26 protein-coding genes are annotated in these 25881 nt (G+C 60.5%); 25 read left to right on the forward strand and 1 reads right to left on the reverse strand.

Annotated elements, in window-relative coordinates; all coding sequences use genetic code 11:
* Nucleotides 1–244 precede the first annotated feature (244 nt).
* From AMK00_RS03555 to folD, 25 genes are all read left to right on the forward strand, one after another.
* Nucleotides 245–1153, forward strand: coding sequence for a flagellin N-terminal helical domain-containing protein (locus tag AMK00_RS03555; RefSeq protein ID WP_064800688.1), 909 nt, complete (start codon nt 245–247; stop codon nt 1151–1153).
* Between the two features lie 247 nt (nt 1154–1400).
* The gene (locus AMK00_RS03560; protein WP_064800689.1) at nt 1401–2312 is read left to right on the forward strand and encodes a flagellin N-terminal helical domain-containing protein; all 912 of its coding nucleotides are present in this window, start codon (nt 1401–1403) and stop codon (nt 2310–2312) included.
* A gap of 300 nt (nt 2313–2612) precedes the next feature.
* Nucleotides 2613–3575: a flagellin N-terminal helical domain-containing protein gene (locus AMK00_RS03565; protein ID WP_064805905.1), complete on the forward strand. Its 963-nt coding sequence runs from the start codon at nt 2613–2615 to the stop codon at nt 3573–3575.
* Nucleotides 3576–3777: 202 nt separating this feature from the next.
* Entirely contained in the window at nt 3778–4407 is a 630-nt protein-coding gene (locus AMK00_RS03570) for a hypothetical protein (protein WP_064800690.1), read from the forward strand.
* Nucleotides 4404–5741, forward strand: a complete 1338-nt coding sequence (locus tag AMK00_RS03575) for a MotB family protein (protein WP_064809601.1) — start codon at nt 4404–4406, stop codon at nt 5739–5741. Before AMK00_RS03570 ends, AMK00_RS03575 begins: the two co-directional genes overlap by 4 nt.
* 10 nt (nt 5742–5751) lie before the next feature.
* Nucleotides 5752–7047, forward strand: coding sequence for a chemotaxis protein MotC (gene motC, locus AMK00_RS03580; RefSeq protein ID WP_064800692.1), 1296 nt, complete (start codon nt 5752–5754; stop codon nt 7045–7047).
* On the forward strand, nt 7044–8486 hold the full coding sequence (gene fliK, locus AMK00_RS03585) for a flagellar hook-length control protein FliK (RefSeq protein WP_064800693.1): 1443 nt from the start codon (nt 7044–7046) through the stop codon (nt 8484–8486). Before motC ends, fliK begins: the two co-directional genes overlap by 4 nt.
* Complete coding sequence (locus AMK00_RS03590; protein WP_064800694.1) at nt 8407–8991, forward strand: lytic transglycosylase domain-containing protein; 585 nt, start codon at nt 8407–8409, stop codon at nt 8989–8991. Before fliK ends, AMK00_RS03590 begins: the two co-directional genes overlap by 80 nt.
* A 280-nt stretch (nt 8992–9271) precedes the next feature.
* Entirely contained in the window at nt 9272–9943 is a 672-nt protein-coding gene (gene rem, locus AMK00_RS03595) for a transcriptional activator Rem (RefSeq protein ID WP_064709879.1), read from the forward strand.
* Between the two features lie 126 nt (nt 9944–10069).
* A complete protein-coding gene (locus tag AMK00_RS03600) occupies nt 10070–11380 on the forward strand; it encodes a flagellar hook protein FlgE (protein ID WP_064800695.1) in 1311 nt (436 codons plus the stop codon).
* Between the two features lie 19 nt (nt 11381–11399).
* Complete coding sequence (gene flgK / locus AMK00_RS03605; RefSeq protein ID WP_064800696.1) at nt 11400–12884, forward strand: flagellar hook-associated protein FlgK; 1485 nt, start codon at nt 11400–11402, stop codon at nt 12882–12884.
* Nucleotides 12885–12887: 3 nt separating this feature from the next.
* Nucleotides 12888–13934 carry a flagellar hook-associated family protein gene (locus tag AMK00_RS03610; protein WP_064800697.1) on the forward strand — a complete coding sequence of 349 codons (1047 nt, stop codon included), beginning with the start codon at nt 12888–12890 and terminating at the stop codon, nt 13932–13934.
* Nucleotides 13935–13970: 36 nt separating this feature from the next.
* Entirely contained in the window at nt 13971–14318 is a 348-nt protein-coding gene (gene flaF, locus AMK00_RS03615) for a flagellar biosynthesis regulator FlaF (protein WP_064800698.1), read from the forward strand.
* Entirely contained in the window at nt 14315–14764 is a 450-nt protein-coding gene (flbT, locus tag AMK00_RS03620) for a flagellar biosynthesis repressor FlbT (protein WP_012482697.1), read from the forward strand. The genes flaF and flbT overlap by 4 nt, the downstream gene beginning before the upstream one ends.
* Nucleotides 14755–15180 (forward strand): flagellar hook assembly protein FlgD, encoded by a 426-nt coding sequence (gene flgD, locus AMK00_RS03625; protein WP_064809602.1) that lies wholly within the window; start codon nt 14755–14757, stop codon nt 15178–15180. The genes flbT and flgD overlap by 10 nt, the downstream gene beginning before the upstream one ends.
* 91 nt (nt 15181–15271) lie before the next feature.
* Nucleotides 15272–15538 (forward strand): flagellar biosynthesis protein FliQ, encoded by a 267-nt coding sequence (fliQ, locus tag AMK00_RS03630; RefSeq protein WP_011424049.1) that lies wholly within the window; start codon nt 15272–15274, stop codon nt 15536–15538.
* A 150-nt stretch (nt 15539–15688) separates the two neighbouring features.
* On the forward strand, nt 15689–17776 hold the full coding sequence (gene flhA / locus AMK00_RS03635; RefSeq protein ID WP_064809603.1) for a flagellar biosynthesis protein FlhA: 2088 nt from the start codon (nt 15689–15691) through the stop codon (nt 17774–17776).
* The gene (gene fliR / locus AMK00_RS03640; RefSeq protein WP_064800701.1) at nt 17773–18525 is read left to right on the forward strand and encodes a flagellar biosynthetic protein FliR; all 753 of its coding nucleotides are present in this window, start codon (nt 17773–17775) and stop codon (nt 18523–18525) included. The genes flhA and fliR overlap by 4 nt, the downstream gene beginning before the upstream one ends.
* Nucleotides 18526–18532: 7 nt before the next feature.
* Nucleotides 18533–18946, forward strand: coding sequence for a hypothetical protein (locus tag AMK00_RS03645; RefSeq protein WP_064800702.1), 414 nt, complete (start codon nt 18533–18535; stop codon nt 18944–18946).
* Between the two features lie 31 nt (nt 18947–18977).
* Nucleotides 18978–19541 (forward strand): rod-binding protein, encoded by a 564-nt coding sequence (locus AMK00_RS03650; protein ID WP_064800703.1) that lies wholly within the window; start codon nt 18978–18980, stop codon nt 19539–19541.
* Nucleotides 19542–19663: 122 nt separating this feature from the next.
* Nucleotides 19664–20029 (forward strand): hypothetical protein, encoded by a 366-nt coding sequence (locus tag AMK00_RS03655; protein WP_003556590.1) that lies wholly within the window; start codon nt 19664–19666, stop codon nt 20027–20029.
* Nucleotides 20029–20568, forward strand: coding sequence for a hypothetical protein (locus tag AMK00_RS03660; protein WP_064800704.1), 540 nt, complete (start codon nt 20029–20031; stop codon nt 20566–20568). Before AMK00_RS03655 ends, AMK00_RS03660 begins: the two co-directional genes overlap by 1 nt.
* A gap of 292 nt (nt 20569–20860) precedes the next feature.
* Entirely contained in the window at nt 20861–21700 is an 840-nt protein-coding gene (locus AMK00_RS03665; protein ID WP_064809604.1) for a WecB/TagA/CpsF family glycosyltransferase, read from the forward strand.
* Between the two features lie 168 nt (nt 21701–21868).
* Nucleotides 21869–23632: a hypothetical protein gene (locus tag AMK00_RS03670; RefSeq protein ID WP_064809605.1), complete on the forward strand. Its 1764-nt coding sequence runs from the start codon at nt 21869–21871 to the stop codon at nt 23630–23632.
* A gap of 120 nt (nt 23633–23752) precedes the next feature.
* The gene (gene folD, locus AMK00_RS03675) at nt 23753–24652 is read left to right on the forward strand and encodes a bifunctional methylenetetrahydrofolate dehydrogenase/methenyltetrahydrofolate cyclohydrolase FolD (RefSeq protein ID WP_064800707.1); all 900 of its coding nucleotides are present in this window, start codon (nt 23753–23755) and stop codon (nt 24650–24652) included.
* On the opposite strand, the gene AMK00_RS03680 is transcribed toward folD, so the two are convergent.
* Nucleotides 24653–25681: a LacI family DNA-binding transcriptional regulator gene (locus AMK00_RS03680; RefSeq protein WP_064809606.1), complete on the reverse strand. Its 1029-nt coding sequence runs from the start codon at nt 25679–25681 to the stop codon at nt 24653–24655.
* Nucleotides 25682–25881 lie beyond the last annotated feature (200 nt).

The following is a 25881-nucleotide window of genomic DNA, read 5'->3' on the forward strand; positions in this document are numbered from 1 at the left end:
TCATTCCCGGCCGCGAAATGTTTTAATATAAGGTTAATGAAAATCTTTCTAAGTGTCAGATATTTTTACGTTATTTTCAATTTCGATTTAGCTTTCCTTAACCATCTTGCTGTTTTCTAGGCCCATCGAAACGGCGAGTTAACCCTAACAGAGATGGTTAACAGGCATGATGCTGATCGCTGTGGGCCGGTCGAAAATCCGGAATGTCCCTTCTTAAAATCTGCCAACAAGGGGCAAGCAAACTATGACGAGCATCAATACCAATAACGCTGCAATGGCAGCTCTCCAGACTCTCCGCGGCATCAATCAGGGTCTCCAGACAACGCAGTCGCACGTGTCGTCCGGTTATCGCGTCGGCAAGGCTGCCGACAACGCTGCCTACTGGTCGATCGCTACCACGATGCGTTCGGACAACAAGGCTCTGTCCGCTGTTTCCGACGCCCTCGGCCTCGGCGCCGCCAAGGTCGACACCGCTTATTCCGCCATGGACAGCGCCATCGACGTGGTCGGCGACATCAAGGCCAAGCTCGTTGCCGCGACTGAAAACGGCGTCGACAAGTCAAAGGTCCAGGAAGAAATCGGTCAGCTGCAGCAGCAGCTCCTGAGCATCGCTCAGTCGGCTTCCTTCTCCGGTGAAAACTGGGTTGCCGGCGCCGACGGCACCAAGAACGTCGTCGCCTCCTTCGTCCGCGACGGCTCCAACGCTGTTTCGGTGGTGATGACCGACTACGTTCTCTCGAGCGGTTCGCTGGGCAACGTTCTGTTCGGCATGAGCAACGGCGCGGTTGAAACCTCCACGGGTATCCTCGGCACCTCGAACGGTACGGTCGGTTCCGTCTACGCGATGGACATCACCAACTTCACCCTCGGTGATATCCAGAACGCGCTGACCAACGTCGAATCGGCTCTGAAGGCCATGACCAGCGCCGGCGCCGCGCTCGGCTCGATCTCCAAGCGCATCGAACTGCAGGAAAACTTCGTCTCCGCGCTCAGCGACTCGATCGACTCAGGTGTCGGCCGTCTCGTCGACGCCGACATGGAAGAAGAATCCTCCAAGCTCAGCGCCTTGCAGACCCAGCAGCAGCTGGCCGTCCAGTCGCTGTCGATCGCGAACTCCTCTTCGCAGACCATTCTCACGCTGTTCCGCGGCTAATAGTCAGCCGAAAACATCGGCCCGCCGGCCTCCGGCGGGCATCTCGGAATCGAGCCGCGCTTCGATGGAGCGCGGCTTTTTTGTTTTCGTTAACTGTTGATTAACCATAATGCTGTCTTCTCAGGCCAACGAGACGGCGAGTTAACCAAATTGAAGAAGCGGTTAACAGGCATGAGGCTGATCCCCGTTCCCGGTAACATTCCGGAATGTCCCTTTTTCCCATTTGCCAACGAGGGGCAATCATTTCATGACCAGCATTTTGACGAACGTTGCGGCCATGGCCGCTCTTCAGACTCTCCGCGGAATCAACGATAGTCTGGAAGGCACGCAGAACCGCGTATCATCGGGTTACCGCGTCGAAAAGGCGTCCGACAACGCCGCTTACTGGTCGATCGCAACCACCATGCGCTCGGATAACAAGGCTCTCTCCGCCGTTTCCGACGCTCTCGGCCTCGGCGCCGCAAAGGTCGATACGGCTTACTCCGCCATGGACAGCGCCATCGACGTGATCAGCGAGATCAAGGCGAAGATCGTCGCCGCGACGGAAAAGGGTGTGGACAAGACCAAGGTCCAGGAAGAAATCGGCCAACTGCAGCAGCAGCTCCTGAGCATTGCGCAATCGGCGTCTTTCTCCGGCGAAAACTGGGTGGCCGGCGCTGATGGCACCAAGAGCGTCGTTTCCACTTTCGTCCGCGATGGCAACGGCAATGTTTCGGTCAAGACGACGGACTACGTCCTGGACACGACATCTGTGGGCAACGTTCTCTTTGGCATGAACTCGGTTGGTTCGATCGAGACGACCTCCGGCATCATCGGCACGTCCTACGGCACGATCGGTTCGATCTACTCTATGGACATCAGCACCTTCGGTTCGGCGGAGATCTCCATGGCGCTGACGTCAATTGAGGCCGGCCTTGAAGCAATGACCAAGGCTGCCTCGCAGCTCGGTTCGATTTCCACCCGTATCGAATTGCAGGAAAACTTCGTCGGAGCGCTCAGCGATTCGATCGACTCGGGCGTCGGCCGCCTCGTCGATGCTGACATGGAAGAGGAATCGAGCAAGCTGACGGCGTTGCAAACCCAGCAGCAGCTGGCGATCCAGTCGCTGTCGATCGCCAACTCCAGCGCCCAGAACATCCTGACGCTGTTCCGCAGCTAAATCAGCCGCTGAAGCTGGCCCGAATCTTGCGCCGCCGTTCGGCCGCAAGCAGGAAACCTTCCGGACCGCGCCCGAAACGGCGCGGTTCTTGGTTTCATATCAATAGCTTGACTTGCGAGTCAATCCGCGTGTCGCACTCGAGCCGCCGCTCTTGCCCAACAAGTTGATATCGAGTTAACGTCGTCTTGAGTTGATTTGCTTTTGCGACGCGCCGGTGAAAATTTCGCCGGAGGCATGAGGCCACTTTTGTCGCCGCCGGCAATCCGGCCTGCCCTTTTCATCTTATTCCGAGACCTGTCGATGACCGTTAAGATTACCAGCGCGGCCGCGGTGAATGCACTTGCGGTGCTGCGCAGCATCAACAAAGAAGCCAGTCAGACCCAGCAGCAAGTTTCTTCGGGCTATCGGATCGAGACGGCGGCAGACGATGCCTCCTACTGGTCGGTCGCCACCGTCATGCGCTCGGACAGCACCAATCTCGGCACGATCGGCGATGCGCTCGGTCTCGGCGCTGCCAAGGTGGATGCGACCTACACGGCGATGAATTCGGCGATCGATCTCGTCAGCCAGATCCGCGCCAAGCTGGTTGCGGCAAGAGAGCCCGGCACCGACAAGGACAAGATCAATGCCGAGATCAGCGAATATAAGGAGCAGCTGAAGAGCGTCGTCGAATCGACGTCGTTTGCAGGCGAGAACTGGTTGCTCAACAGTGACAAGGCCGCGCCGCCGACATGGTCGGTCATTTCCGGCTTCGTGCGGGCCTCGACGGGCGAATACCAGGCCCAGACGATCGACTTCCCTTCGTCGCAGACCATCCTCATCGACAAGAACAATGCGAGCGGTGGCCTGTTCACCAAGGCGATTGATGCCCAGGCGATCAACAACAGCGGCACCGGACCGCGGAACTATTACCTGCTGGACGCCGGTTCGACCACGCCGGCGACTGGCAGCGAGATCGCGATCGACGAGAACACTACCGACGCCCAGCTTGTCGATATGCTCGATGTGACCGACGCGCTGTTCTCCTCGCTGACGACGACGGCCGCCTCCATCGGTGTTATGAAGACGCGTATCGACGATCAGATCGACTACGCGGCCGATCTGTCGGATTCGATCGACAAGAGCGTCGGCGCGCTCGTCGATACCGATATGGATGAGGCTTCGATCCGCCAGAAGGCGATTGAAACCCAAAAGCAGATGGCCGTCGAAGCGATCTCGATCCTCAACACGGCTGCAAGCAAGATCCTCATTCTGCTGGAGTAGAGCTGAGCGCGATCACCGATGGCGGCGGCGCCATTCATCCTCGCGCAAGTTTGACTTCCTAGTTTCCGGCATGAAGGCATCGTCCGAAAATCGTGCCGGCGCAAGGTCAAGCCCTTGTTCGCTGCGAAGGACATGTCGCGCGCAAGGTCATTTTGAACGGGGGCGGGCATGTCGCACGTCTCCCGGACGCTGGATGGTTTCTATGAGCATTTCGCTTTCTCGGTATTTGAAGGACTTCGGCGAACCGAAGCCGTCAGCGCCGATCATCGATATCGACGATTTGGCCGGAGATGTTTTTCCGGAGACACCGAGCGAACCACCGGTCGACATCGAGGCGGAGCGGCGCGAGGCCTATGCGCAAGGCCATGCCGCGGCGACCGCTGATTTGACCGAGAGATACGAAAGTGAGGCGCGCGCTCTGGCAGAGGCCCATGCGCGCGCGCTCGAGGAACTGAAGATTCGCTACGAAGTGGAGGCGGCGGCGGTCATTGCATCCCGCGTCCTCGATATCGCCGAAGAAGTCGCTCAGCTGGTCAGCGCCGGCGCAGCCACGGCCATTGCGCCCGTCATGACGGAAGCGCTTGCGGCCAAGGCTGCCGAAAGTCTCGCCGCTTTGCTGCGTGAAGCGATTCTCGAAGGCGCGGCCGGACCGATCGTCGTCAGGGGGCCGATCAGCCTCTTCGGCATATTGAAAGCCGAGCTCGGCGAACATGCCGCGGCGGTTCGGCACATCGAGGCCGACGATGTCGATCTAGCCGTCGAAATCGGTGAATCCGTCATCGTCACCCGTATGTCCGCCTGGGCGGCCAGCTTGAAGAAAGTTCTCGAATGAGCGACGGCGAAAACCATCACCACGGCAGAAACGAGATCATTATCGTCAAGCGGCATGGCGGCGGTGATCACGATGGTGCCCATGGCGGTGCGTGGAAAATTGCCTATGCCGACTTCATGACGGCGATGATGGCATTCTTCCTGGTCATGTGGCTGGTCAACGCCGCCAACGAGGAGACCAAGGCCGCGGTCGCGACCTATTTCAATCCGATCAAGCTCGCCGACGAAAAGCCGACCGAGAAAGGCCTGAAGAAGCCTGTCGACCATGCCGAAGGCGAGGAGAAGAAAGAAAAGTCGAAACAGAAGGAAGATAATCCGACCGAGGGCAAGTCGGCCGCCGATGGTGACGACCAGACATCGACCTCAGGCGACCAGACCAATTATTCCGAGGCCGATTTCTTCGAGAATCCCTATTCGGTTCTCGCCGAGATCGCCCAGGAGGTCGGCCAGCAGGCCAATGTCAGCGCCAAGGGCGATGGCGGCGCCGCCGATTCCGGCCCTGCCACCGGCGCCGATGGCGGGCAAGCCTATCGCGATCCCTTCGATCCGGATTTCTGGACAAAGCAGGTCGAGGTGACAACGGCCGGAAAACCCCTGCCGCCCGGCAAGAGCGAACAGCAGGCGACCGAGAGCGAGACGACGGAGATCGCCAAGGCCGAGGATATGAAGCCGGTGCCTTTGGCGACCGATCAGAAGCCCGCTAAGGAAGCCCCCGCCAAAGAAGCCAAGGAGACCAGGGAAACGACCGGCGCCGCCGAGGCCAACGACGGCAAGGCGACGAATGGCAAAGCGCCCGAGGAGAAGAAGCCGGAAGCGCGGAAGGATGCCGAGCATCAGAAGGAAGCCGACAAGAGCGCAGCTGGGGCCGAGCAGCAGCAGAAGGAAGCTGAACAGCTTCAGGCGCAGATCGCGCAACAGATCGGCGGTGTTGCCGGCAAGCTCGCCGAAGGCCTGACAGTGACGGCAGCCGAAGGTGGCCTGCTGGTCAGCATCTCCGACCAGAACGACGATTCGATGTTCAATATCGGTTCGGCTGTTCCGCGCCAGGGGATGGTGCTCGCCATGGAAAAGATCGGGACGATCCTGAAGGAGAGGGGGGGCGCGGTCGCCATCCGCGGCCACACGGACGGGCGCCAATACAAGGGTGGGCAGAACGAGAACTGGCGGCTTTCGATGGATCGCGCCCAGAGCGCCTATTACATGCTCGTGCGCGGCGGGTTGGACGAGACGCGCGTCTCTCAGGTCTCCGGTTTCGCCGATCGTCGGCTGAAGCTCCCCGCCGACCCGTTCAACGCGGCCAACCGACGGATCGAGATCCTGGTGCAGGCGGAATAGGGATAGTCGGATGGCGCGTCGGCAGCATCGCTACGTCGGATTTATGGCCCTGGGCCTGGCGATGCTTTCGCCTGCCGCGGGCAAAGCGCAGGATCCGGACGATCTTGCGCCGTACAAGATGCTGCGGTCGCTGCAGTTCGTGCAGGATTCCGTCGTCGCCGGCGATCATTCGGCCGGCGAAATGCAGCGCTTCATGCTGGGCACCATCGACGAGCGGCTGCGGACGGCCGACACAAAGATCTTCGATGACGACCGCAATGTCGATGCGGCGCTGATCTATACGATGAGCGGCGGCAATCCACAGACGCTCGAATATCTGATCGCCCATGACGTCAACGGCTATTTCGACAATCGCGTCACCGATGTGCTGCGCAAATATCTGACCGGCAAGGGGCTGCTCGTCGCCAAGACACTGGAGGAAACCGCCAGGGAATATCGCGACAAGAAGATCGGTCCATATCTGGCGCTGATCGGCGGCAACGTGATGATCGCCACGAAACCGACAGATGCGCTTGATCTCTACGACCAGGCACGTCTTGCCGCGCCGGGCACGATCGTCGAGGAGGCGGCCTTGCGCCGTTCCCTCGCCATCTGCGTCGACAAGGGAATGCTCGACAAGGGACTCGCCTATTCGCAGCGTTATGCCAGACGCTTCCTGCATTCGCCCTATGCCAGCCAGTTCGCCGATCTTTTCGTCAAGCTTGTCGTCGCCCATGATCACGACGTGAAACCGCAGGATGTCGTCGATATCCTCTCCTTCATGGATGCCCCGCGCCAGCGCGAGGTCTATCTGCGCATCGCCCGCGCCGCCGCGATAGCGGGCAAGCCGGAGCTGGCGCGCATGGCGGTCGAACATGTGCAGTTGCTTGGCGCGGGCACCGACAATGCCTTCGGCCCGCTCGCGGATTTTTATGGCGGCATGGCCGGCCTTCCCACGGACGATATCGACCAGGCGGCGAAGAATGTCAGCGGCATCGACGGCGAAACGCTTTCGCCGCGGGATCAGGCGCTGCAGGCCGCGGCGCGGTCCGTTGCCGAGCAGATCCTGCGTGCGCCGGATCCGGCAAGCTTGACGCAAGCATCGAATCCTAACACTTCTCATCAAGAAATCACTTCTGAAAAGGCTGCGGCGATAGCCACGCAACCGGGGACGCCAGGCGCGCCTCCCGAGCCTGTTCCGGGAGGTGTGGCATCGACTGGCCAGAGCCAGGATACCGACTCCTCATTCAACGCATTTGTGACGACCAGCCGATCCAAGCTCGACGAGATCGATGGTCTTCTGGCGCAGGAAGGCAACGAACAATGATGGATCTGAGCGTCTCGGGCGGAGCCTCTGGTGCGGAGGCGGCTGCGGCCGCGAAATCCGCTAAGGCTGGAAAGGGCGATCCCGCCGGTCAGCAGGGCGGCTTCTCCGATGTGCTTGCCAAAACAGGCGGCAGCGCCGGCGACGACGCGCCCGACGATGCACAGCCGGATCAGGGTGTCGCCGATGGCGATACAGCGAAAGTGGCGCGGACGATCCGCAGCCGCAGCAGCGCCAAACCGCTGATCGATCTCGGCAACGCCGCGCTGCAGGCACAGGCCGAGGTGCAGCCGGAAACGGTCGCCAATGTCGAAAAGGTCGCCGCAAAGCCTGCGAAGGATGGGCTCAAATTGCCGGCCGGCGTCGGCAAGCCCGATGCCAAGGATCAGTCCGCCGACGAGGCCGCGCAGGCGGCCAAGGGCGTCAAGCGCGTCAAGACGGACATCTCGAAAACAGATGCGGATTCGGATGGTGAGGCCGAGGACGGCGGCGTTTCCGATGTGCTCGGCCTGCTGAAGCAGGAGCCCGCCGATGGCACGGTCGCTTTGCCGGCCGCCGCAGCCGCCCATCAAGCCGTCACCAAGACCGGCGAGGCCGGATCTGCCGAGAAGACTGCCACTGGTATCGACGCCAAAACGAGCGGGCACGCATCCGACGCCCTGGCGGTCGTCAGCGGCAATGTCGAAAGCGTCAAGGCTGATGATATCAAGGTTCCCGGCACCGAGACCACCGAAGCCGCCGACGGCCGGACGTTCCGGATCAGCCGCGCCGATGGCCGCGGCGTGTCGATGGACGTTCACCTCGGCGCGGAACAGGCCGGGTCCAAGGACGGTGCGAAGAAGACCGATCTCGAGAACGTCTCGGTCCTCGAATCGCGCCGCTATATCGGCCTGGCGCAGAATACCAATTCCGCTGTGGTCACCGCCGCTCTCGCCGGTGATTCCGAATGGGCGCGCGCCATGCAGCCGAGTTCGGCGCTCTCCAACGCGGCGGAATGGACGAGCACCGGCAAGGTGGTCAATACGCTGAAGATCCAGATGAACCCGATCGATCTCGGCCTGGTGACGGCGACCATGCGCCTGGCCGGCGACGCTCTGAACGTCGACCTCAAGGTCGAAACCGGCGCCGCCTACCGGCAGCTGAAGGAAGATCACGGCAAGATTCTCGAAGCGCTTCGCAGCCAGGGCTATGCGGTCGACAACGTCACCATCAGCATGGCCCCTGTCGAGCGAGCCGACGCCGGCAACCAGGCCGGCAGCCAGGGGCAGGCCTCCCAGCAGCAGTCGCTCCCTCAGCAAGGGCAGGGCGGCGAGGCGCGCGAGCGCCACAATCAGATGGCGCAGCGGATGGATGGAGGCTTCAATGGCGCAGGCGAGACCGGTATCGAAGACGTCTCTGCTGGCGGTGCTCGCAGCAGCGGCGCTGGCGGCGTTTACCTCTGAGGGGGCCGCTTCCACCGGTGCCTGCGAACGCGAAATCCAGTCGGCTGCGGTCAAATACGGTATCCCGGAAGGCATCCTTTATTCGGTCGGTCTGACGGAGACCGGTCGCAAGGGCTCACTCTATCCGTTTGCCATGAACGTCGAAGGCAGGGCGATTTTTCCGCCTTCGGAAGAGGATGCGATGAGGCAGTTCGATGTCGCCCGCAGAAGCGGGGCGAAGCTCATCGACATCGGCTGCATGCAGATCAATCATTATTATCACGGCGAGAATTTCGCCTCCGCCGAAGATATGTTCGATCCGCATCGCAACGTCGAATATGCGGCGAAGTTTCTTCGCAACCTGCATGACCGTCATGAGACGTGGACGATGGCGGTAGCGAGATACCATGCAGGGCCGAACAACAACCCGGCGCAGAAGCAATATGTCTGCCGCGTCATCGCCAATTTGGTGGCCACCGGTTATGGCAAGTGGACTCCCAATGCGAGTAACTTCTGCCAAAATTAATTCAACCAAAGAGGGAAGTGCCGAATTATGACGAAACTGTGTCATAATGTGGCAGGAATCCGGCGCCAAATCGGTGTGCAAGTCACATTTAACTGCTCGTTAACTTTTCCACGAAACTTTTGTGTGGATATTCAGGCGCAGCCACTACATGTAGATCAAATCGCCACGCAGACCTTAATCAATTATTAATTTCCGCCATTCACTTTAACGAGTTGTCGCCGATTCGTGCGATTCGTACCCATAGATCATCGAAGTGCCACACTGATTCGGAGGCGGACGAATGATCGTAGTGGTTGATGAGCGTGAGCTCGTAAAAGACGGATACACATCCCTGTTTGGCCGGGAGGGCATTCCCTCCACCGGCTTTGATCCATCGGAATTCGGCGAGTGGGTGCAGACCGCCGCGGATTCGGATATTGCGGCGGTCGAGGCCTTCCTGATCGGGCAGGGCCAGCGCAGCTTCGAACTGCCCCGGGCGATCCGGGACCGCTCGATGGCGCCGGTGATCGCGGTCAGCGACCAGCCCTCGCTCGAAAACACCCTTGCGCTGTTCGATTGCGGCGTCGACGACGTAGTGCGCAAACCGGTCCATCCGCGCGAAATTCTCGCCAGAGCGGCCGCGATCCGGCGCCGGCTGAAGGCGATCGCCAACTACACCGATATCGGTGGCATCCGCGTCTTCTCGGATGGCCGTGACCCCGAGATCAACGGCGAGGTCTTTGCGCTTCCCCGGCGCGAGCGCCGCATCCTCGAATATTTGATCGCCAACCGCGGTCGCCGGGTCACCAAGACCCAGATCTTCAACGCCATTTACGGCATCTTCGATGAGGAGGTCGAGGAGAACGTCGTCGAAAGCCACATCTCGAAGCTGCGCAAGAAGCTGCGCAAGAAGCTCGGCGTCGATCCGGTCGATTCCAAGCGCTTCCTCGGCTACTGCATCGACTGGGCCTGATTTTTCCGGCCGGGTGGCAGCGCCCGGCTGAACCTCGATATTGGCCCTGCTGCTCGCCATGACAGACAGCTTCACGCAAGGCCCGACAAATACTCTCGACTTTAACAGGTAAAACGAGGTTTTCAGATGAGCATTTTCGGCAGCATGAAGACGGCAGTGTCGGGCATGAACGCGCAGGCAAACCGCCTCAGCACCGTCTCCGACAACATCGCCAACGTGAACACGACCGGTTACAAGGCCGTATCGACGAGCTTCTCCTCGTTGGTTCTTCCCTCCTCGGGCGGCAACTACAATTCCGGCGGCGTTCAGACCTCCGTGCGCCAGGCCGTCTCCGAACAAGGTGATATTTCCTACACCACGTCGACCACCGATCTTGCGATCTCGGGCGACGGCTTCTTCATCGTCCAAGGTGCCGACGGCACGCCGGTCCTGACCCGCGCCGGCGACTTCCAGAAGGACGATGAAGGCAATCTCGTCAACGCTGCCGGCTTCCAGCTGATGGGCTATTCCTATGACTCCGGCGCTCCTGCCGTCGTCGTCAACGGCTTCGATGGTCTCGTTCCTGTTAACGTCAATCAGAAAGGGTTGACCGCCATCGCTTCGACCTCGGGCGTCTTCGAGGGCAACCTCGATTCCAACGCTAACGTTGCTCCGGTCGCTCCTGCGACGCTTCCGAGCGACAACGGCGCTACCGGCACCCCGACAACCGATACCAAGAAGTTCTCGATGGTTGCCTACGACACTCTCGGCAACAAGGTGATGTACGACTTCTACTTCACCAAGACCTCGGTTATCACGCCGCCGCCGGCGACCGGTACCGCCAGCACCTGGGAGGTTGCGATCTTCCGCAACGCCGATGCGGCGACTGGCGGCACGACCTCCTTCCCCTACACCACGTCCGGCGGCACCGTCGGCTTGACCACGCTCGACTTTGACTCCACCGGCAAGGTCACCAACTCGACGGGTGCCGTTACGATCGCCGATCCGGTGACTGGCCTGTCAATCGACATGGATCTCTCGGGCTTCACCCAGCTCGGCGCCGCCTTTGCCGGCACCGGTACGCCGAACGGTCAGGCAGCAAGCCCGGTCAAGGACGTCACCATCGACGGCGATGGCATCGTCTACGCCAAGTATGAAGACGGCAGCACCAAGCCGCTCTATCGCATTCCGCTCGCCAATGTCGCAAGTCCGGACAAGTTGACGCTGATGAGTGGCAACGTCTACAGCGCCAACGGCCAGTCGGGCGTCACCGTCACCGGCTTCCCGCAGACCAACGGCCTCGGCACGATCAAGTCGGGCGCTCTCGAAGGCTCGAACGTCGATCTTGCCGGCGAACTGACCGAGATGATCGAAGCGCAGCGCAGCTACACCGCCAATTCGAAAGTGTTCCAGACGGGGTCCGACATCATGGACGTCCTCGTCAACCTCAAGAGATAAGTAAGGTAACGGGTAAGCCATGTCGCTCACGTCCGCACTTAATACCGCGCAGAGCATATTCAACAATACCGGCACTCAGAGCAGCGTCGTATCGAACAATATCTCGAACGCCGGCAACAAGGACTACGTGCGCCGGCAGGCAATGCTTACCACGTCCCTGAACGGCGCGCAGGTCGTCAAGATCGATCGGGCTCAGGAAGACGCCCTGCTGCGCCAGTATCTGAAGTCGTCCTCTCAGGACAGCGCTCAGCAGACCCTGCTGAGCGGCCTTGAAGATCTCAAATCGATCATGGGCGGCAACGACTACGAAACGTCGCCCTCCACCTATCTCGGCGTTTTCCAGCAGAAACTGCAGGCTTTCAGAACCTCGCCGGGCAGCACCGTCGCCGCCCAGGGGGCTATCACCGCCGCCCAGGACGTCGCCAACTCGCTAAACAATGCCTCGCAATCCGTCCAGGATGTTCGCGCCAACGCCGACAAGGAAATCGCCACCGCGGTCGATACGCTGAATACGCTTCTCAGCGAGTTCGAAAAGGCCAACAATGCGGTCAAGACCGCGACAGCCACAGGTGCGGATGCATCCGGCGCCCTCGATGAACGCGAGAAAGTCCTGAAGCAGATTTCGCAGATTGTCGGCGTCAGCGCGACGACGCGCGACAATAACGACATGGTGCTGAGCACGTCTGACGGGACGATCCTCTTCGAGACGATCCCGCGCAAGGTGACGTTCAAGTCCCAGGATGTCTATACCGCCACAACGGTCGGCAATTCGGTCTATGTCGACGGCGTCGCGCTTCCGCGTGGCAGCGGATCGACGACGACCGGGCAGGGGAGCCTTCAATCGCTCCTGCAGGTCCGCGACGAGATCGCTCCCAATTTTCAGAAGCAGCTCGACGAAATCGCCCGCGGCCTGGTCTCGCTCTTCAAGGAAGACAACACGTCGGGCACCCCGGCCTATGTGCCCGGCCTCTTCACCTGGAGCGGCGGCACGGTCGATACCGGCACGACCGCGGTTGCCGGCATGGCGTCGACCATCACAGTCAGCACCCGTGTGATCACCTCGCAGGGCGGCGACCCGATGCGCCTGCGCGATGGCGGCATCAACGTCACCGGCGTCGTCAAGAACACGTCAGGTGTCAGCGGTTATACGGACGAACTCGATCGCCTCTATACGGCGCTGACATCCGACATGGATTTCGACCCAACGGGAACCACGGTCGGTTTCGACGCCACAACGGGCATCGATTCCAACGTCAGCATCATGGAATATGCCACGAATTCCCTCGGCTGGCTCGAGCAGTACCGCAGCAACGCAACGACGGCGGCCGAAAACACCTCGGCGGCACTGTCCCGCTCCGACGAAGCCTATTCCAATGAGACCGGCGTCAATCTCGACGAGGAGCTGACGCTGCTCCTCGATATCGAGCAGTCCTACAAAGCGGCGACCAAGATTCTGAACGCCGTAGACGAAATGTTGAAGTCATTGCTGGATATCGCGAGTTAAGCCATGAAGAGCTCATTTATTTCAAGTTCGGCCATTCAGAATGCGATGCGGTTGACGATCCGTCAGGCGCAGAACCAGATGACGAAGGCGACGATGGAAGCGACGACGGGAGTCTATGCGGATATCGGCGTCTCGCTCGGTGGCAATGCGGCCAGAAGCGTGGATTTCACCCGCGAGACCGACAGGATAGACTCGATCAAATCAAGCAATTCGCTTGTCAGCGCACGCATGGAATCCTCGCAGCTCGGCCTTTCCAAGATGAAGGACGTCGGCGACGGCCTCGTTTCGAAGCTGACGGCGCTGCAGGGCAGCCACGACCCGGGCAGTATCACCGTCGCCATTCAGTCGGCGACCAGCGCACTTTCGACCATGATGGACACGGCCAACACCATGGTGAACGGGGAATATCTGTTTTCCGGCATTAATACCGACGTCCAGCCGCTCACCGACAAGACGACCGCTACGAGCGCCGCCATCGTGACTGCGCTGAACACTTATGCGACCGGCCTCGGCAAGGGCGTCAGCGACCTCACCGGCGATGAAATGGAGACCTTCATCACGTCGACGGTCGAGCCGATGTTCAGCGAAGCGAACTGGACCAACACGACGACCGGCTGGTCGCAGGCATCGAGCCAGAACATGACGAGCCGCATCAGCAACTCGGAAGTGATCGAATCCTCGACCAATGCCAATTCCGAAGGCATGCGTTATATGGCGCTTGCCTCGGTCATGACCACCGCGCTGCTCGGGCAGGACCTCAGCACCGATGCAATGACGACGGTGTCCAAGCAGGCCATCAGCTACACGGCCAAGGCCACAAGCGGTCTGGTGACACAGGCAAGCCAGCTCGGCCTCTCCCAGGAGCGCGTCAAGAAGTCCAACGACGCTCTCGATGCCCAGTCGAACATTATCAAGAATAAGCTGGTCGATCTTCAGGGCGTCGACCCGTACGAAGCCTCGACTCTCGTCAAGACTTTGGAAACGCAGCTTGAAACCGCTTACACGATCGTCTCGAAGATCCAGCAGTTGAGTCTCGTGAACTACCTTTGATGAGCAAAGGCGCGCAATATAAAGAAGGATGCATGAATGTATCAGTTCTCGTATGCCGAAGTCATGCAGGACTCGGTGGCCGACGCGAAAGAGCGGGAATGGCAGGTTCTTGACCGGTCCATAGAACTGCTGGCGTTGGCGCGCGACAAGGAAAAATACGGTCGGGAAGCCATCGAAGCCCTGTTTTATACGCGCCGGGTGTGGATCAGCTTTATCGAGGATCTGAAACATCCGGAAAACCAGCTGGACATCCAGCTCAGGGCCAACCTCATCTCGATTGCGATCTGGATATTGAAGGAATGCGACAGGATCAGAAAACGTCTGTCTAATAACTACCAGGGCATCATCGACGTTACCACCATCATCAGGGATGGACTTAAATGAAAAGTACACTTCGAATTTCTCTGAAAGCCGGAGAAAGAATCTTCATCAACGGCGCCGTCCTGCGTGTCGACCGCAAGGTCGCGCTGGAATTCCTGAACGATGTGACGTTCCTTCTCGAGAATCACGTTCTCCAGCCGGAAGGCGCAACGACGCCCCTGCGCCAGCTCTATTTCATCGCGCAGATGATCCTCATCAATCCCGAGGGCAAGGACCACTCGACGGCGATGTTCCGCAAGTCGATCACCATGCTGCTCACCTGCTTCAAGAACGAAGAGATCCTCGCTGAGCTGAAGCGGATCGACGCGCTTGTGTCGACCGGCCGCGCCTTCGATGCCTTGAAGGCGATCCGCGGTCTTTACGCGATCGAAGACAATATCCTCAACAATCACGAACTGCCGCCAACGATGGTCGAGCAGATTCGCAGGGAGATCGCACCATGGCGGTAGACGCAACGTCAAGCGTGACGAGTTCGACCTCGACGAGCTCGAGCTCGTCTCAGAGCAAGGCGACGCTGAACTACGACAATTTCCTTCAGCTGCTCATCGCGCAGATGAAGAACCAGGATCCGACCGATCCGATGGATGCAAGCGAGCAGGTCGCTCAGCTTGCGACCTTCTCGCAGGTCGAGCAGACGATCCAGACCAACACCAAACTGGATACGCTTCTGGCAAGCTCGAGCCTGACCCAGGCCAGCAGCTATGTCGGCAAATATATGGAAAGCGCCGACGGCACCGTCAAAGGCGTCATCGATTCCGTCAAAGTTTATTCCGACGGCATCATTGCGACGACCACGGATGGCGATAAGATACTCGTGCAGGCGGGAATCACTGTTGCCGACGAGGCGCCGAGCAGCAGCTCCTGACGCAAGGGGCTGCCAGCGCGCCCGACAAACCAGATCAATCGCAGCCCTGTTATGGCGGGGCTGCTTCGAGGCGATATGAGGTTGCCTTCAGATGAATGAAGCTGACGCATTGGATCTGTTCCAGGCCGCAATCTGGACGGTCCTGATTGCCTCCGGTCCGGCGGTTCTCGCCGCGATGGTGGTGGGTCTCGTCATTGCCTTGATCCAGGCGCTGACCCAGGTGCAGGAAGCGACACTGACCTTCGTGCCGAAGATCGTCGCGGTGCTCGTCGTGGTCGGAATCACTGCCCCCTTCGTCGGCTCGCAGATCTCCATTTTCACCAATCTCGTCTTTTCGCGCATCCAGTCCGGCTTCTAGAGCATTCCTGCAAAAGTGCGCAGCGGTTCTACGCCTCCACGAAAAGCTGAACCGCTTCTCAGCCACCTTCGCGCAAGCTTCGCCATTTAATTCTCGATCCGAATTGGGCGGACCCATGTCCGCCTCCTCTCATGAAGAGACGGAATCGTCATGGCGCAACCACCTGCACTTCCCCTTCCGAAAGTCGCCCCGAGCCTGCGCGATATCGGTTTTGCCCTCGGCATCATCGGCATCATCTGCATTCTCTTCCTGCCGATCCCGCCGTTCCTGATCGATATGGGGCTGGCCTTCTCGATCGCCTTCTCGGTGCTGATCCTGATGGTCGCGCTGTGGATCCAGAAGCCGCTCGACTTCTCGTCCTTTCCGACCATTCTGCTGATCGCGACGATGACACGGTTGGCGCTCAACATCGCGACGACCCGCGTCATCCTGTCCCACGGCAACGAGGGCCACGATGCGGCCGGCGGCGTCATTGCCGGTTTCGCCAGTCTCGTCATGTCCGGCGACTTCGTTATCGGTCTGATCGTCTTCCTGATCCTCATCACCATCAACTTCATCGTCATCACCAAGGGTGCCACGCGTATCGCCGAAGTCGGCGCGCGTTTCACCCTGGACGCCATCCCTGGCAAGCAGATGTCGATCGATGCGGATCTCTCGGCCGGCATTATCGACGAAAAGGAAGCCCAGCGCCGGCGCAAGGAGCTCGAGGAGGAAAGTTCCTTCTTCGGCGCGATGGACGGTGCGTCGAAATTCGTGCGCGGCGATGCCGTCGCCGGTCTCATCATCACCGCGATCAACGTCTTCGGCGGCATCATCATCGGCTATTTCCGCCACGGTATGCCGATCGGCGAAGCGGCCGACGTTTTCGTCAAGCTCTCCGTCGGCGACGGCCTCGTCTCGCAGATGCCGGCCCTCATCGTTTCGCTCGCGGCCGGCCTTCTGGTGTCGCGCGGCGGCACGACCGGCTCCACCGACCAGGCCGTCGTCAACCAGCTGAGCGGCTATCCCCGCGCGCTCTCCGTCTCGGCCGTCTTGATGTTCGTTCTCGGGCTGATGCCGGGCCTGCCTACCATTCCCTTCACCGTCCTCGGCGGTCTTCTCGCCTTCGGCGCCTGGTTCATTCCGCGGCAGGTCGAGGCTGAAAACAAGCTTCGCCGCGAACAGGAGGAAAAGAAGGTCGTCCAGAGCAAGGAGCTGGAGAAGGATTCGGTCAAGTCAGTGCTGCGCACCTCCGAAATCGAGCTCGCGCTCGGCAAGATGGTCTCGACCCGCCTGCTCGGCGCTCACCAGGAACTGGCGTTCCGCGTCGGCAAGATGCGCAAGAAGTTCGCCACCCAATACGGTTTCGTCGTGCCGGAAATCAAGGTCACGGACGACATCGCCATCGCCGAGAAATCCTATCAGATCCGCATCCACGGCACGACGGTCGCATCCAATCTGCTGCGTGTCGGGGAAGTCCTGGTCGTCACCGGCGCCGGTCGCAAGCCCAGCATTCCGGGTGATGAAATCCGCGAACCCGCTTTCGGCATGCCGGCGGTCTCGATCCTCGAAAACTTCGCCGACGATCTGAAACGTGAGGGTTTCCAGCCGATCGACAACGTCTCGGTGGTGCTGACCCACATGAGCGAGGTCATTCGCAACAACCTGCCTCAGCTTCTGTCCTATAAGGACGTCAAGGTGCTAATCGATCGCCTCGACCCGGAATACAAGAAGCTCGCCGACGAGATCTGCTCGTCGCACATGTCCTATTCCGGCCTGCAGGCGGTGCTCAAGCTCCTGCTTGCCGAGCGCGTGTCGATCCGCAACCTGCATCTCATCCTCGAAGCGGTGGCCGAGCTCGCCCCGCATGTCAGGAAGACCGAGCAGATCGTCGAGCATGTCCGCATCCGCATGGCCCAGCAGCTCTGCGGCGATCTCGCCGACAATGGGGTCCTGCGTGTGCTCAGGCTCGGCAGCAAGTGGGATCTCGCCTTCCACCAGGCGCTGAAGCGCGATGCCAAGGGCGAGGTAATCGAATTCGACATCGATCCGCGCAGCCTGGAGGAGTTCAGCGAGCAGGCCAGCAAAGTTATCCGTGAGTTCATGGACCGCGGCCTGCCATTCGCCCTTGTCACGTCGCCGGAAACACGCTCCTATGTGCGCATGATCATCGAACGGCTGTTCGCCACGCTCCCGGTCCTGTCGCATGTCGAATTGGCCAAGGGCATCGAGATAAAGATTTTGGGCTCGATTTCATGATAACAGACCCGCAAGGGACGGTTCTTGCGCTGTTTCTGGTTTTCTGCCGGATCGGCGGCTGTGTGCTGGTTCTTCCGGGTTTTTCCTCGGCGCGCGTGCCCGAGCAGCTGCGCGTCTTCATTGCTCTCGCGCTGTCGATCGCCGTCATGCCGCTGCTCTGGGACACTGTTTATCCCGCCGTCCACACGGGATCAGGAACCTATATCGGCCTGATCTTCAGCGAATCACTGATCGGCGTGATGTACGGCATGCTGGCCAGGCTCTATACGCTCGGCATGCAATTCGCCGCGACGATCCTCGCCATGATGGTCGGTTATACCCAACCGGGTTCGGCCGATGTCATCGAAGACACGCCCGAGACCAGCCTTTCCGCCTTCATCACCTTTGCCGGCATCATGATTCTCTTCATCATGGATTTCCATCACATCGTCTTCCGCGCGCTGATCGATTCCTACACGACCATGCCCTTCGGCGGATTGACGCAGATGCGAGCGACGCTGATTTCCTTCACCGACACGCTCGAGCAGACGACCTACATCATGCTGCGGCTGTCGAGCCCCTTTCTGATCTACGGCATGATCTTTAACGTCTCGATCGGCTTCATCAACAAGCTGGCGCCGCAGATCCCGGTCTATTTCATTTCCACGCCCTATCTCCTGATGGGCGGGCTCTTCCTGCTTTACATCTCGATTGCGGCGCTGATCAGCCAGTTCGGCCAGGCTTTCAGTTCGATCTACATCGGGCGATGAGGCTGTCATGATCGAGAAGAGCCGTTCCCAGAAGCTCAAGCGCCTCCTGTCGGTGCAGCGGCATATCGAAAGGATGGCGGAAAACGATCTCGCCGAAACCAGCCGTCAACGCATCGAGGTCAATGCGGCGATGGACGACGTCATCGTCGCGCTCGGCTCGATGGATCCCGTCCACCACGCTTTCTCACAGAATTATGCCGATCGATTCGGCAGGCTCACCATCAAGGATCAGCAGCTGACCGGCATGCAGCAGATCCACGAGATGCGGCTGTCGCGCGAACGCGCCAAGGCCGATCGGCTGGAAGAGGGCATGAAAGAGGCCTTGGACGCCGAGCGCCGCGAGGCCGACGACAATGCCGTTTACGATGTAATCGATCAGCAATTCGCAACGCCAGCCTCCAGCAAGCTTCAAAAACCATAATCGTTGCGATCTTAATTCAGAGGATTGTAACGTGGCTATTTCGCCCCCCAGTGATCTGGTCCTGGACGTGGTCAAAGCTGCCGACCCCATGGAGGTTCAAGCAGCCCAGGAAAAATTGAAGGCAAATCGTGCGGCCTTTGCCGCGACGAGCCTCGCCGAGAATGGCAAGGGCTTCTCCAATACGGTCGACGTTCTCGATCATGTCGGCCAGAAGAGCGGCCTCTCCAACATCCAGAACCGCACCAAGACCGAGGAGGTTCCGGAAAGCTACCGGAAGTTCGAGGCCATGGTGCTGCAGAACTTCGTCAAGTCGATGCTGCCGAGCGAGAGCGAGGACGTCTACGGCAAGGGCGCGACCGGCGATATCTGGAAGGGCATGATGGCCGAGCAGCTCGGCAACACCATGGCCAAGGGCGATGGCATCGGCATCGCCAAGCAGATGTACAGCGAGCAGCTGCGCCGCCAGGAAGGCAAGATCGTCAATGCCGCGACCGATGATCGCGACCGCAACACTGCGCTCAGCATGATCGATGACTTCCAGCGCAGGACTTTCGGCACGCCGACCGCCGACTCCAAGACCGATAGAACAGGATGATTTGGGCCTGTTGGCCTAAAATCTGAATCCTGTTCTCAATTATTAGTTAGAGCATGATGTCGTCCGAAAACCACGCACACTTTTCGGCATCATGCTCTAAGCGACACATAACCGAGGGCACAATGGAAATAGTTTCGAACGAATACAGGATCAAATCCGTTCTCGGACGCCTCGAGATGATCATCGACAATGAGAACACCCGGATCGGCAACGATCCGCAGTTCGACCTCAAGGTCTCCAACGCCCATAAGAGCCGTTGCCTCTACGAGCTGTCGATGCTTTTCCGCGATACCGATCCGGCCGAGCTTGCCGCTGCCCATCTCGATCAGCTGCACGGCCTGAAAAAGAAGCTGGTTCTGAACGCCCGGCGTGTCGAGGCGCATCTCGAAGCGGTTCGTGCCGTGGCCGACCTCCTGAAGAATGCGGTTCAGGACGCCGACGCCGACGGCACCTATTCCCAGGAACAATTCGCCGCGCGTGGAAACTGATGGTCAAGCTCGTCCTCACCGGTATCTGGGTTTGCGCCATCACCCTGGCATCGGTCTATTTTTCGGTGTACCTGGCGACGGCGCCGGCACCCGCGGCAACGGATTCCAAGCAGAGCGCGCTCGAACTGGTGAAGGGCGAAACGATCACTGTGCCGGTCATCGGCGACGGTGCGATCACCGGTTATTTTCTCGGCCGCATTTCCTTCATGATGAACAAGGACATGCTGAAGGGCGTGACGTTGCCGCTGACCGAGATGACGACCGACGAACTTTTCAGCCTGCTCGTCGGCAACAAGATGGTCGATCTTGCCCACATCAAATCTTTCGACCCGAAAGCCTTTCGCGAGGAGATCAGGAAGGGCATGAACGAGCGCCTCGGCGGCGAGTATGTCGCCGACGTGATGCTGGAGCAGCTCGATTATCTCTCCAAGGAAGAGGTTAAGGAAAACTCTGCCGGTCAACCGAAGAAGCTCGGCGCACCGGTCAAGATCATCGAAGGCGCACCAGCCGAGGGAGCACCGGCCCCGGCCGCCCATTGAAACAACGGATTATCGATGCAGCAACGGCGCCTTCGGGCGCCGTTTGTCGTTGGGCCGCCTTTGGTTAATAAACTACTTATACGAGCATCAAAATCCAAAGAATTTTCCTAAGGGTTGTTTGAAACCGTCCTGTTATATCAGGTGGCACAGCTTGGCATGCGTCGTTTCCGCGATCGGGGCGAGGTTGTTCCATGCGTGACGCGACCGGTCCTTTCGAGACCTCCGGGGTGCGGAATATGGGCTTATTTTCCGGGATGTCGGGCACATGACGCACCCTCGGCAGGAGGTAGGAATGAATTTGATTGCAAACTTCGCGGTGCTTGCGTCCCGGCGGACGATCTTCGATCTGCCGGTCTGCGACCTCGGCTGGGACGATGCCCTCGTTTTCATCAACGAGCTCGCCTCCATTCCCGTCGGTCAGACCGTGGTTTGCTTCGTCAACGCCCATAACATGCTGACGGCGCTGCGGGACGATGAATATTACCGGATCATGTCGCACAATCTGGTGCTGCCTGATGGCATCGGCCTCAACATCGCTTCAAAGATCGCCCATGGCGCGCCGTTTCCCGCCAACTTGAACGGCACGGATTTCGTACCGGCCTTCCTCACCTTCATGGAGGCCCCACGCCGCATCGGCCTGATCGGCGGCAAGCGCTCGGTCATCGAGGCGGCGGCGGAAAATTTCCGCAAGCACACGCCCTGGCATGAATTTGTCGTTATTTCCGACGGCTTTTTCGACAAGGTCGACTCCACTGATGTCATCTTGGAGGTCGAGCGCCAGAAACTCGACATTCTGATCGTCGGCATGGGAACGCCGCTGCAGGAGAAATGGGTTCACGACAATATCCGTGCCGACCATGCGCGCCTGGTGCTGACGGTGGGCGCTCTCTTCGACTTCATTTCCGGCGCCGTGCCGCGAGCGCCGAAGACCGTGCGGATGATGCGTCTGGAATGGGCCTATCGCCTGATACAGGAGCCCGCACGCCTCTGGCGGCGCTACATCGTCGGCATTCCGGTCTTCCTATTTCATGTCCTGCGCTACCGCTTCCGCCGGCGCGAAAGAATTCTCGGCCAACCGGAAGAGCCCCGCAGCGTCGTGCAGCCGCCGGTCGACCGTAGGAAGGCGAGTTGAGCCTGCAGCGTCCGCGGTTCGACGCGTAAGCAGCCTATCGAGGAACGGACCGCAATTCTTGCCGGCGGCGGTTAACCATTTCTTTGCCATGAAAATTTAGAGTGGCTTAATCATCTGCTTTCCTGCGGATGAGCGAATTTGGCCAACATGTGCATGAGATGTGGCGCAATGTACGATAGCAGGGCCAGAATCAGTTTTCTTGATCGGGTAGCCGCAAGGCCGCGCGCAGATGACGATCCCTATCGGCAGCCCCGATTGAGCGGACCGGATATCGCCCCGCCCGAAGCCGACCTGCTGCGCGCCATCGGCCGTGTGCTGGAAGAGCAGCGCATGAAGGCGGTGCCCGAGGCGCCGCTCGTCGACCGCATCGAAACCATTCTCGGCAACCGCCTCCGGGCTGCCAATGATGTCGGTCACCGTCTTCCGCCGGAACCAGCGCGATATGAGGAGCCGGTGGCTTCCGCCGGCGTCCCGGCGATTTCGGTCGAACCGCTCACCGTAATTCATCAGGAACCGCTCGAGCCCCGGCCGGCAGCGCCGGAACGCCGCGCGGGAAAGGCCGGCTTTGCGGCAACGGTCGCTGCCGCAACGATCCTGGGCGCCGGTCTGCCGATGCTGATGCAGGCTGCGCCTGCCCTCTACCGCGCCGAAACGACGCTTGCCGTGAAAACGGACGCCGCAAGCCGCGCCGCTCTCACGCAGGCTGCGGCGAAGGGACTGGTGTCGGCGCGCGTGGTTGCGTCGACGGTCGCCACCCTGAAGCTTGATCGCGATCCCGAATTCGTCGGCACGGGCGCCAATGCGTTCGCCGTTGTGTTCGATCTTCTCTCGGCGACCGGTACTGCCGCCGATCCGACCTCGCGCGCCGAGGCGGCGCTGAAACATGCAGTCGAGATCGTGCCCGATGCGGCCGCCGGCACGATCCGGGTGCGGGTGACGACCGGCGACGGTGCCAAATCCACCCGCATCGCCGCAAGGCTTGCCGAGGCAGCGGGCGGAGACGCACGAGGCGGCAACCCCGAATCCGACGCGGTTTTGCGCAAGGCCTATGACGAGGCTCAGGCGGAGCTTGCCGCCTTCACGGCAAAGAGCGGCGAAGGCAACGTCAAGGTGGCAATCGAACTTCGCCGCCAGATCGACCGGCTCGATGCCGATCTGAAAGAGGCCGAGGAGAGCATCCTTGCCGCCAAGGCGAAGGCCGACCAGCTCAAGGCCGCAAAACTTGCCGATGTGCTCGATGGTTCGCTCTCCTCCGATATGATTTCGCCCGCGTTGCAGGACTGGCGCGACAAATATGCCCTCGCCAGGACGGCGCTTGCCCAGCTTTCCGCCGAACTCGGGCCCCGCCATCCGCGCCTGCTGCAGCAGCAGGCCGAAACCGACGGCCTCAAGGAGAATATGGGCAAGGAGCTTGCCCGGCTCGCCCAGGCTGCCAATGCCGCCGCCAAGGCCGCGGTCGATGCGCGCAAGGGCCTGAACGATCGCCGCAACACTCTGATCGCCCAAAGCCGGGATACCGGCGTCGATCTGTCGCGGCTGACCGAGCTGCGCGAGAAGGCGAATGCTGCGCGCTCGCGGCTGGAAGAGGCGGCGTCCGCATCGGGGGCAGCCGACGACGGTCATATGACCACGCTGAAGCCGCCGCTGGCGTCGGCGATATCGGCAACGGACGGTCTGACCGGCCGCGCGCTTGCCGGCGCCGCCACAGGCCTGGCAATCGGTCTTGCCCTGGCTTTCCTGCTGTCTTTGCGCAAATCCGTCGCGTCTCCGGCAACGGAATTGCTGGCGTCTCCGCCCGTTGCTTCTCCGCCGCCATCGCCCGTGCCGGCCCCGGCGGCGGTCGACGAGATCGAGCTGCTGCGCTCCGAAATCTCGGGCCTGCGGGATCGGCTTCGTGTTCACGTGATGGAAACGCGGCAACCGCGGCGCTGAACGAACATTTCCTTGCAAATTTGATATTGCCTTGCCGCTTTCCGACAGGATAGGGCGTTAGCGGGCATTTGACGCTCGTCAACTATCCATAGATTGACGCGAAACAGGGCGGAGAGACGCGTGGCGACAGTAATCGACGGCAAGAACGTAGCTGCATCGGTAATTCAGACGGTCAAGAGTGCGACGGCAGCGCTGGAAAAGGCGAGCGGCGTCACGACCGGCCTTGCGGTCATCATCGTCGGCGACGATCCGGCAAGCCACGCCTATGTCGGCTCCAAGAGCCGGATGGCCAAGGAATGCGGTTTCAAATCCGTGCAGCACACGCTGCCGGCCGAAACGACGCAGGAGGAACTGGCAGGCCTCGTCGCCACCCTCAACGCCGATCCGTCGATCCACGGAATCCTGGTGCAATTGCCCTTGCCGAAGCCGCTCGACAGCGAACCGATCATCCAGTCGATCCTGCCGGAAAAGGATGTCGACGGCCTCAGCGTCGTCAATGCCGGCAAGCTCGCCACCGGCGACCTGAAGACCGGTCTGGTCTCGTGCACGCCGGCCGGCGCCATGGTCTTCGTCCGCCGCACCCACGGCGAGGATCTCTCCGGGCTCAATGCTGTCGTCATCGGCCGTTCCAACCTGTTCGGCAAGCCGATGGCGCAATTGCTGCTCAATGCCAATGCGACGGTGACGATGGCTCACTCCAGAACCAAGAACCTCGCCGAGGTCTGCCGCAATGCCGATATTCTGGTCGCCGCCGTCGGCCGGCCGGAGATGGTCAAGGCCGATTGGGTGAAGCCAGGGGCGACGGTCATCGACGTCGGCATCAATCGTGTGCCGGCTCCTGAGAAGGGCGAGGGCAAGACCCGGCTGGTCGGCGACGTCGCCTTCCGCGAAGTCTCCGAGATCGCCAGCACCATTACCCCCGTTCCCGGCGGCGTCGGTCCGATGACCATCGCCATGCTGATGGCCAACACCGTCATCGCCGCTCATCGCGCTGCAGGGCAAACGCCGCCGCAGTTCTGATTATGATTGCTGCGGGGCAGGCCCGGTCGAGGCCCTGACGATCAGTTCGGTTTTCCACAGCTCCTGTTCGGGGAAGGGGCCGGCCTGCTTCACCGTGCCGATCAGCCGCTGGGCGATGCGCACACCCGCCGCCCGCAGCGAGGAGCGTGTCGTCGTCAGCGGCACCGAGAAGTTTTCCGGCTTCAAGAGCGGCAGCACGTCGTCATGGGCGATCAGCGAAATATCCTCGCCGAGCCGCAATCCCGCCTGGTTAACCGCGCGGATCGCCCCGAGCGCCATCACCGTGCTGGAGCAGAGGATCGCCGTCGGCCGTTCCGGCAGGTGCAGGAACCGTTCCATCGCCAGCAGGCCCTGTTCGTCTGTCATCAGCGCGTGGCTCATGCAGTCCTCCTCGAGCGTGAGGCCGCGTTCGGCAAGGGCTGAGATGACGCCGTTCCTTCTGCGGATGGCGAAATCGAGATGCATCGGTCCGTTCATCAAGGCAAAACGCGTATGGCCGAGCTGCAGCAAGAGCCGCGTCGCGTCGTAGAAGGCCCCTTCATTGTCGATGTCAAGATAGGGATAATCCGGCTCCGCGCCGAAGGAGCGGCCGTGCACGACATAGGGCATGGAGAGCGATTTCAGCATGGCGAGCCGCGGGTCGTGACCGCGCATATAGGCAATGAACAGCGCGTCGACATTGCCGCTGATCGCAAGCCGCCGGAGCGCCGCCACCTCGTCATCCGGATCGGAAGGCATGATGACGAAATGGAAATCGTGGCGCACGGCCTCCTCGCCGAGTCCGGCCAGAAATTCGCCGAAATGCACATCGGACTGATGGCCAGGCGCCGTCGGCATGACGAGGCCGATGGAGCCTGCCTTGCCGGTCGCAAGCCGCTGGGCAGCCTTGTTCGGCCGGTACCCGGTTTCTTTGACGGCCTGAAGCACGCGCTCCCGGGTCGCTTCGTTGACCTCGGGATAGCCGTTGAGCGCCCGGCTTACCGTCGTCTGCGAAAGCCCAAGCAATTCCGATAGCTGTTTGAGATTCACCTGCTATGCTTCCTCCCGGCCCGCCGTCAGCCGCTCTAAAAGGCCTCCTGCCTCCAAATGGCGTCCAAAGCGCTTTTAATTATGTATCATCTCGCGCGCTTGACTCAAGAAAAATCGCTCCATATTTCCCCGGTAGGCGCCGCGGCGCCGCGATATTCCCCCAGCTCACAGGGGATTTTCGTGAAATGACTTGACTCCGT

Source organism: Rhizobium sp. N621 (assembly GCF_001664325.1).
Taxonomy (GTDB): Bacteria; Pseudomonadota; Alphaproteobacteria; order Rhizobiales; family Rhizobiaceae; genus Rhizobium; species Rhizobium esperanzae.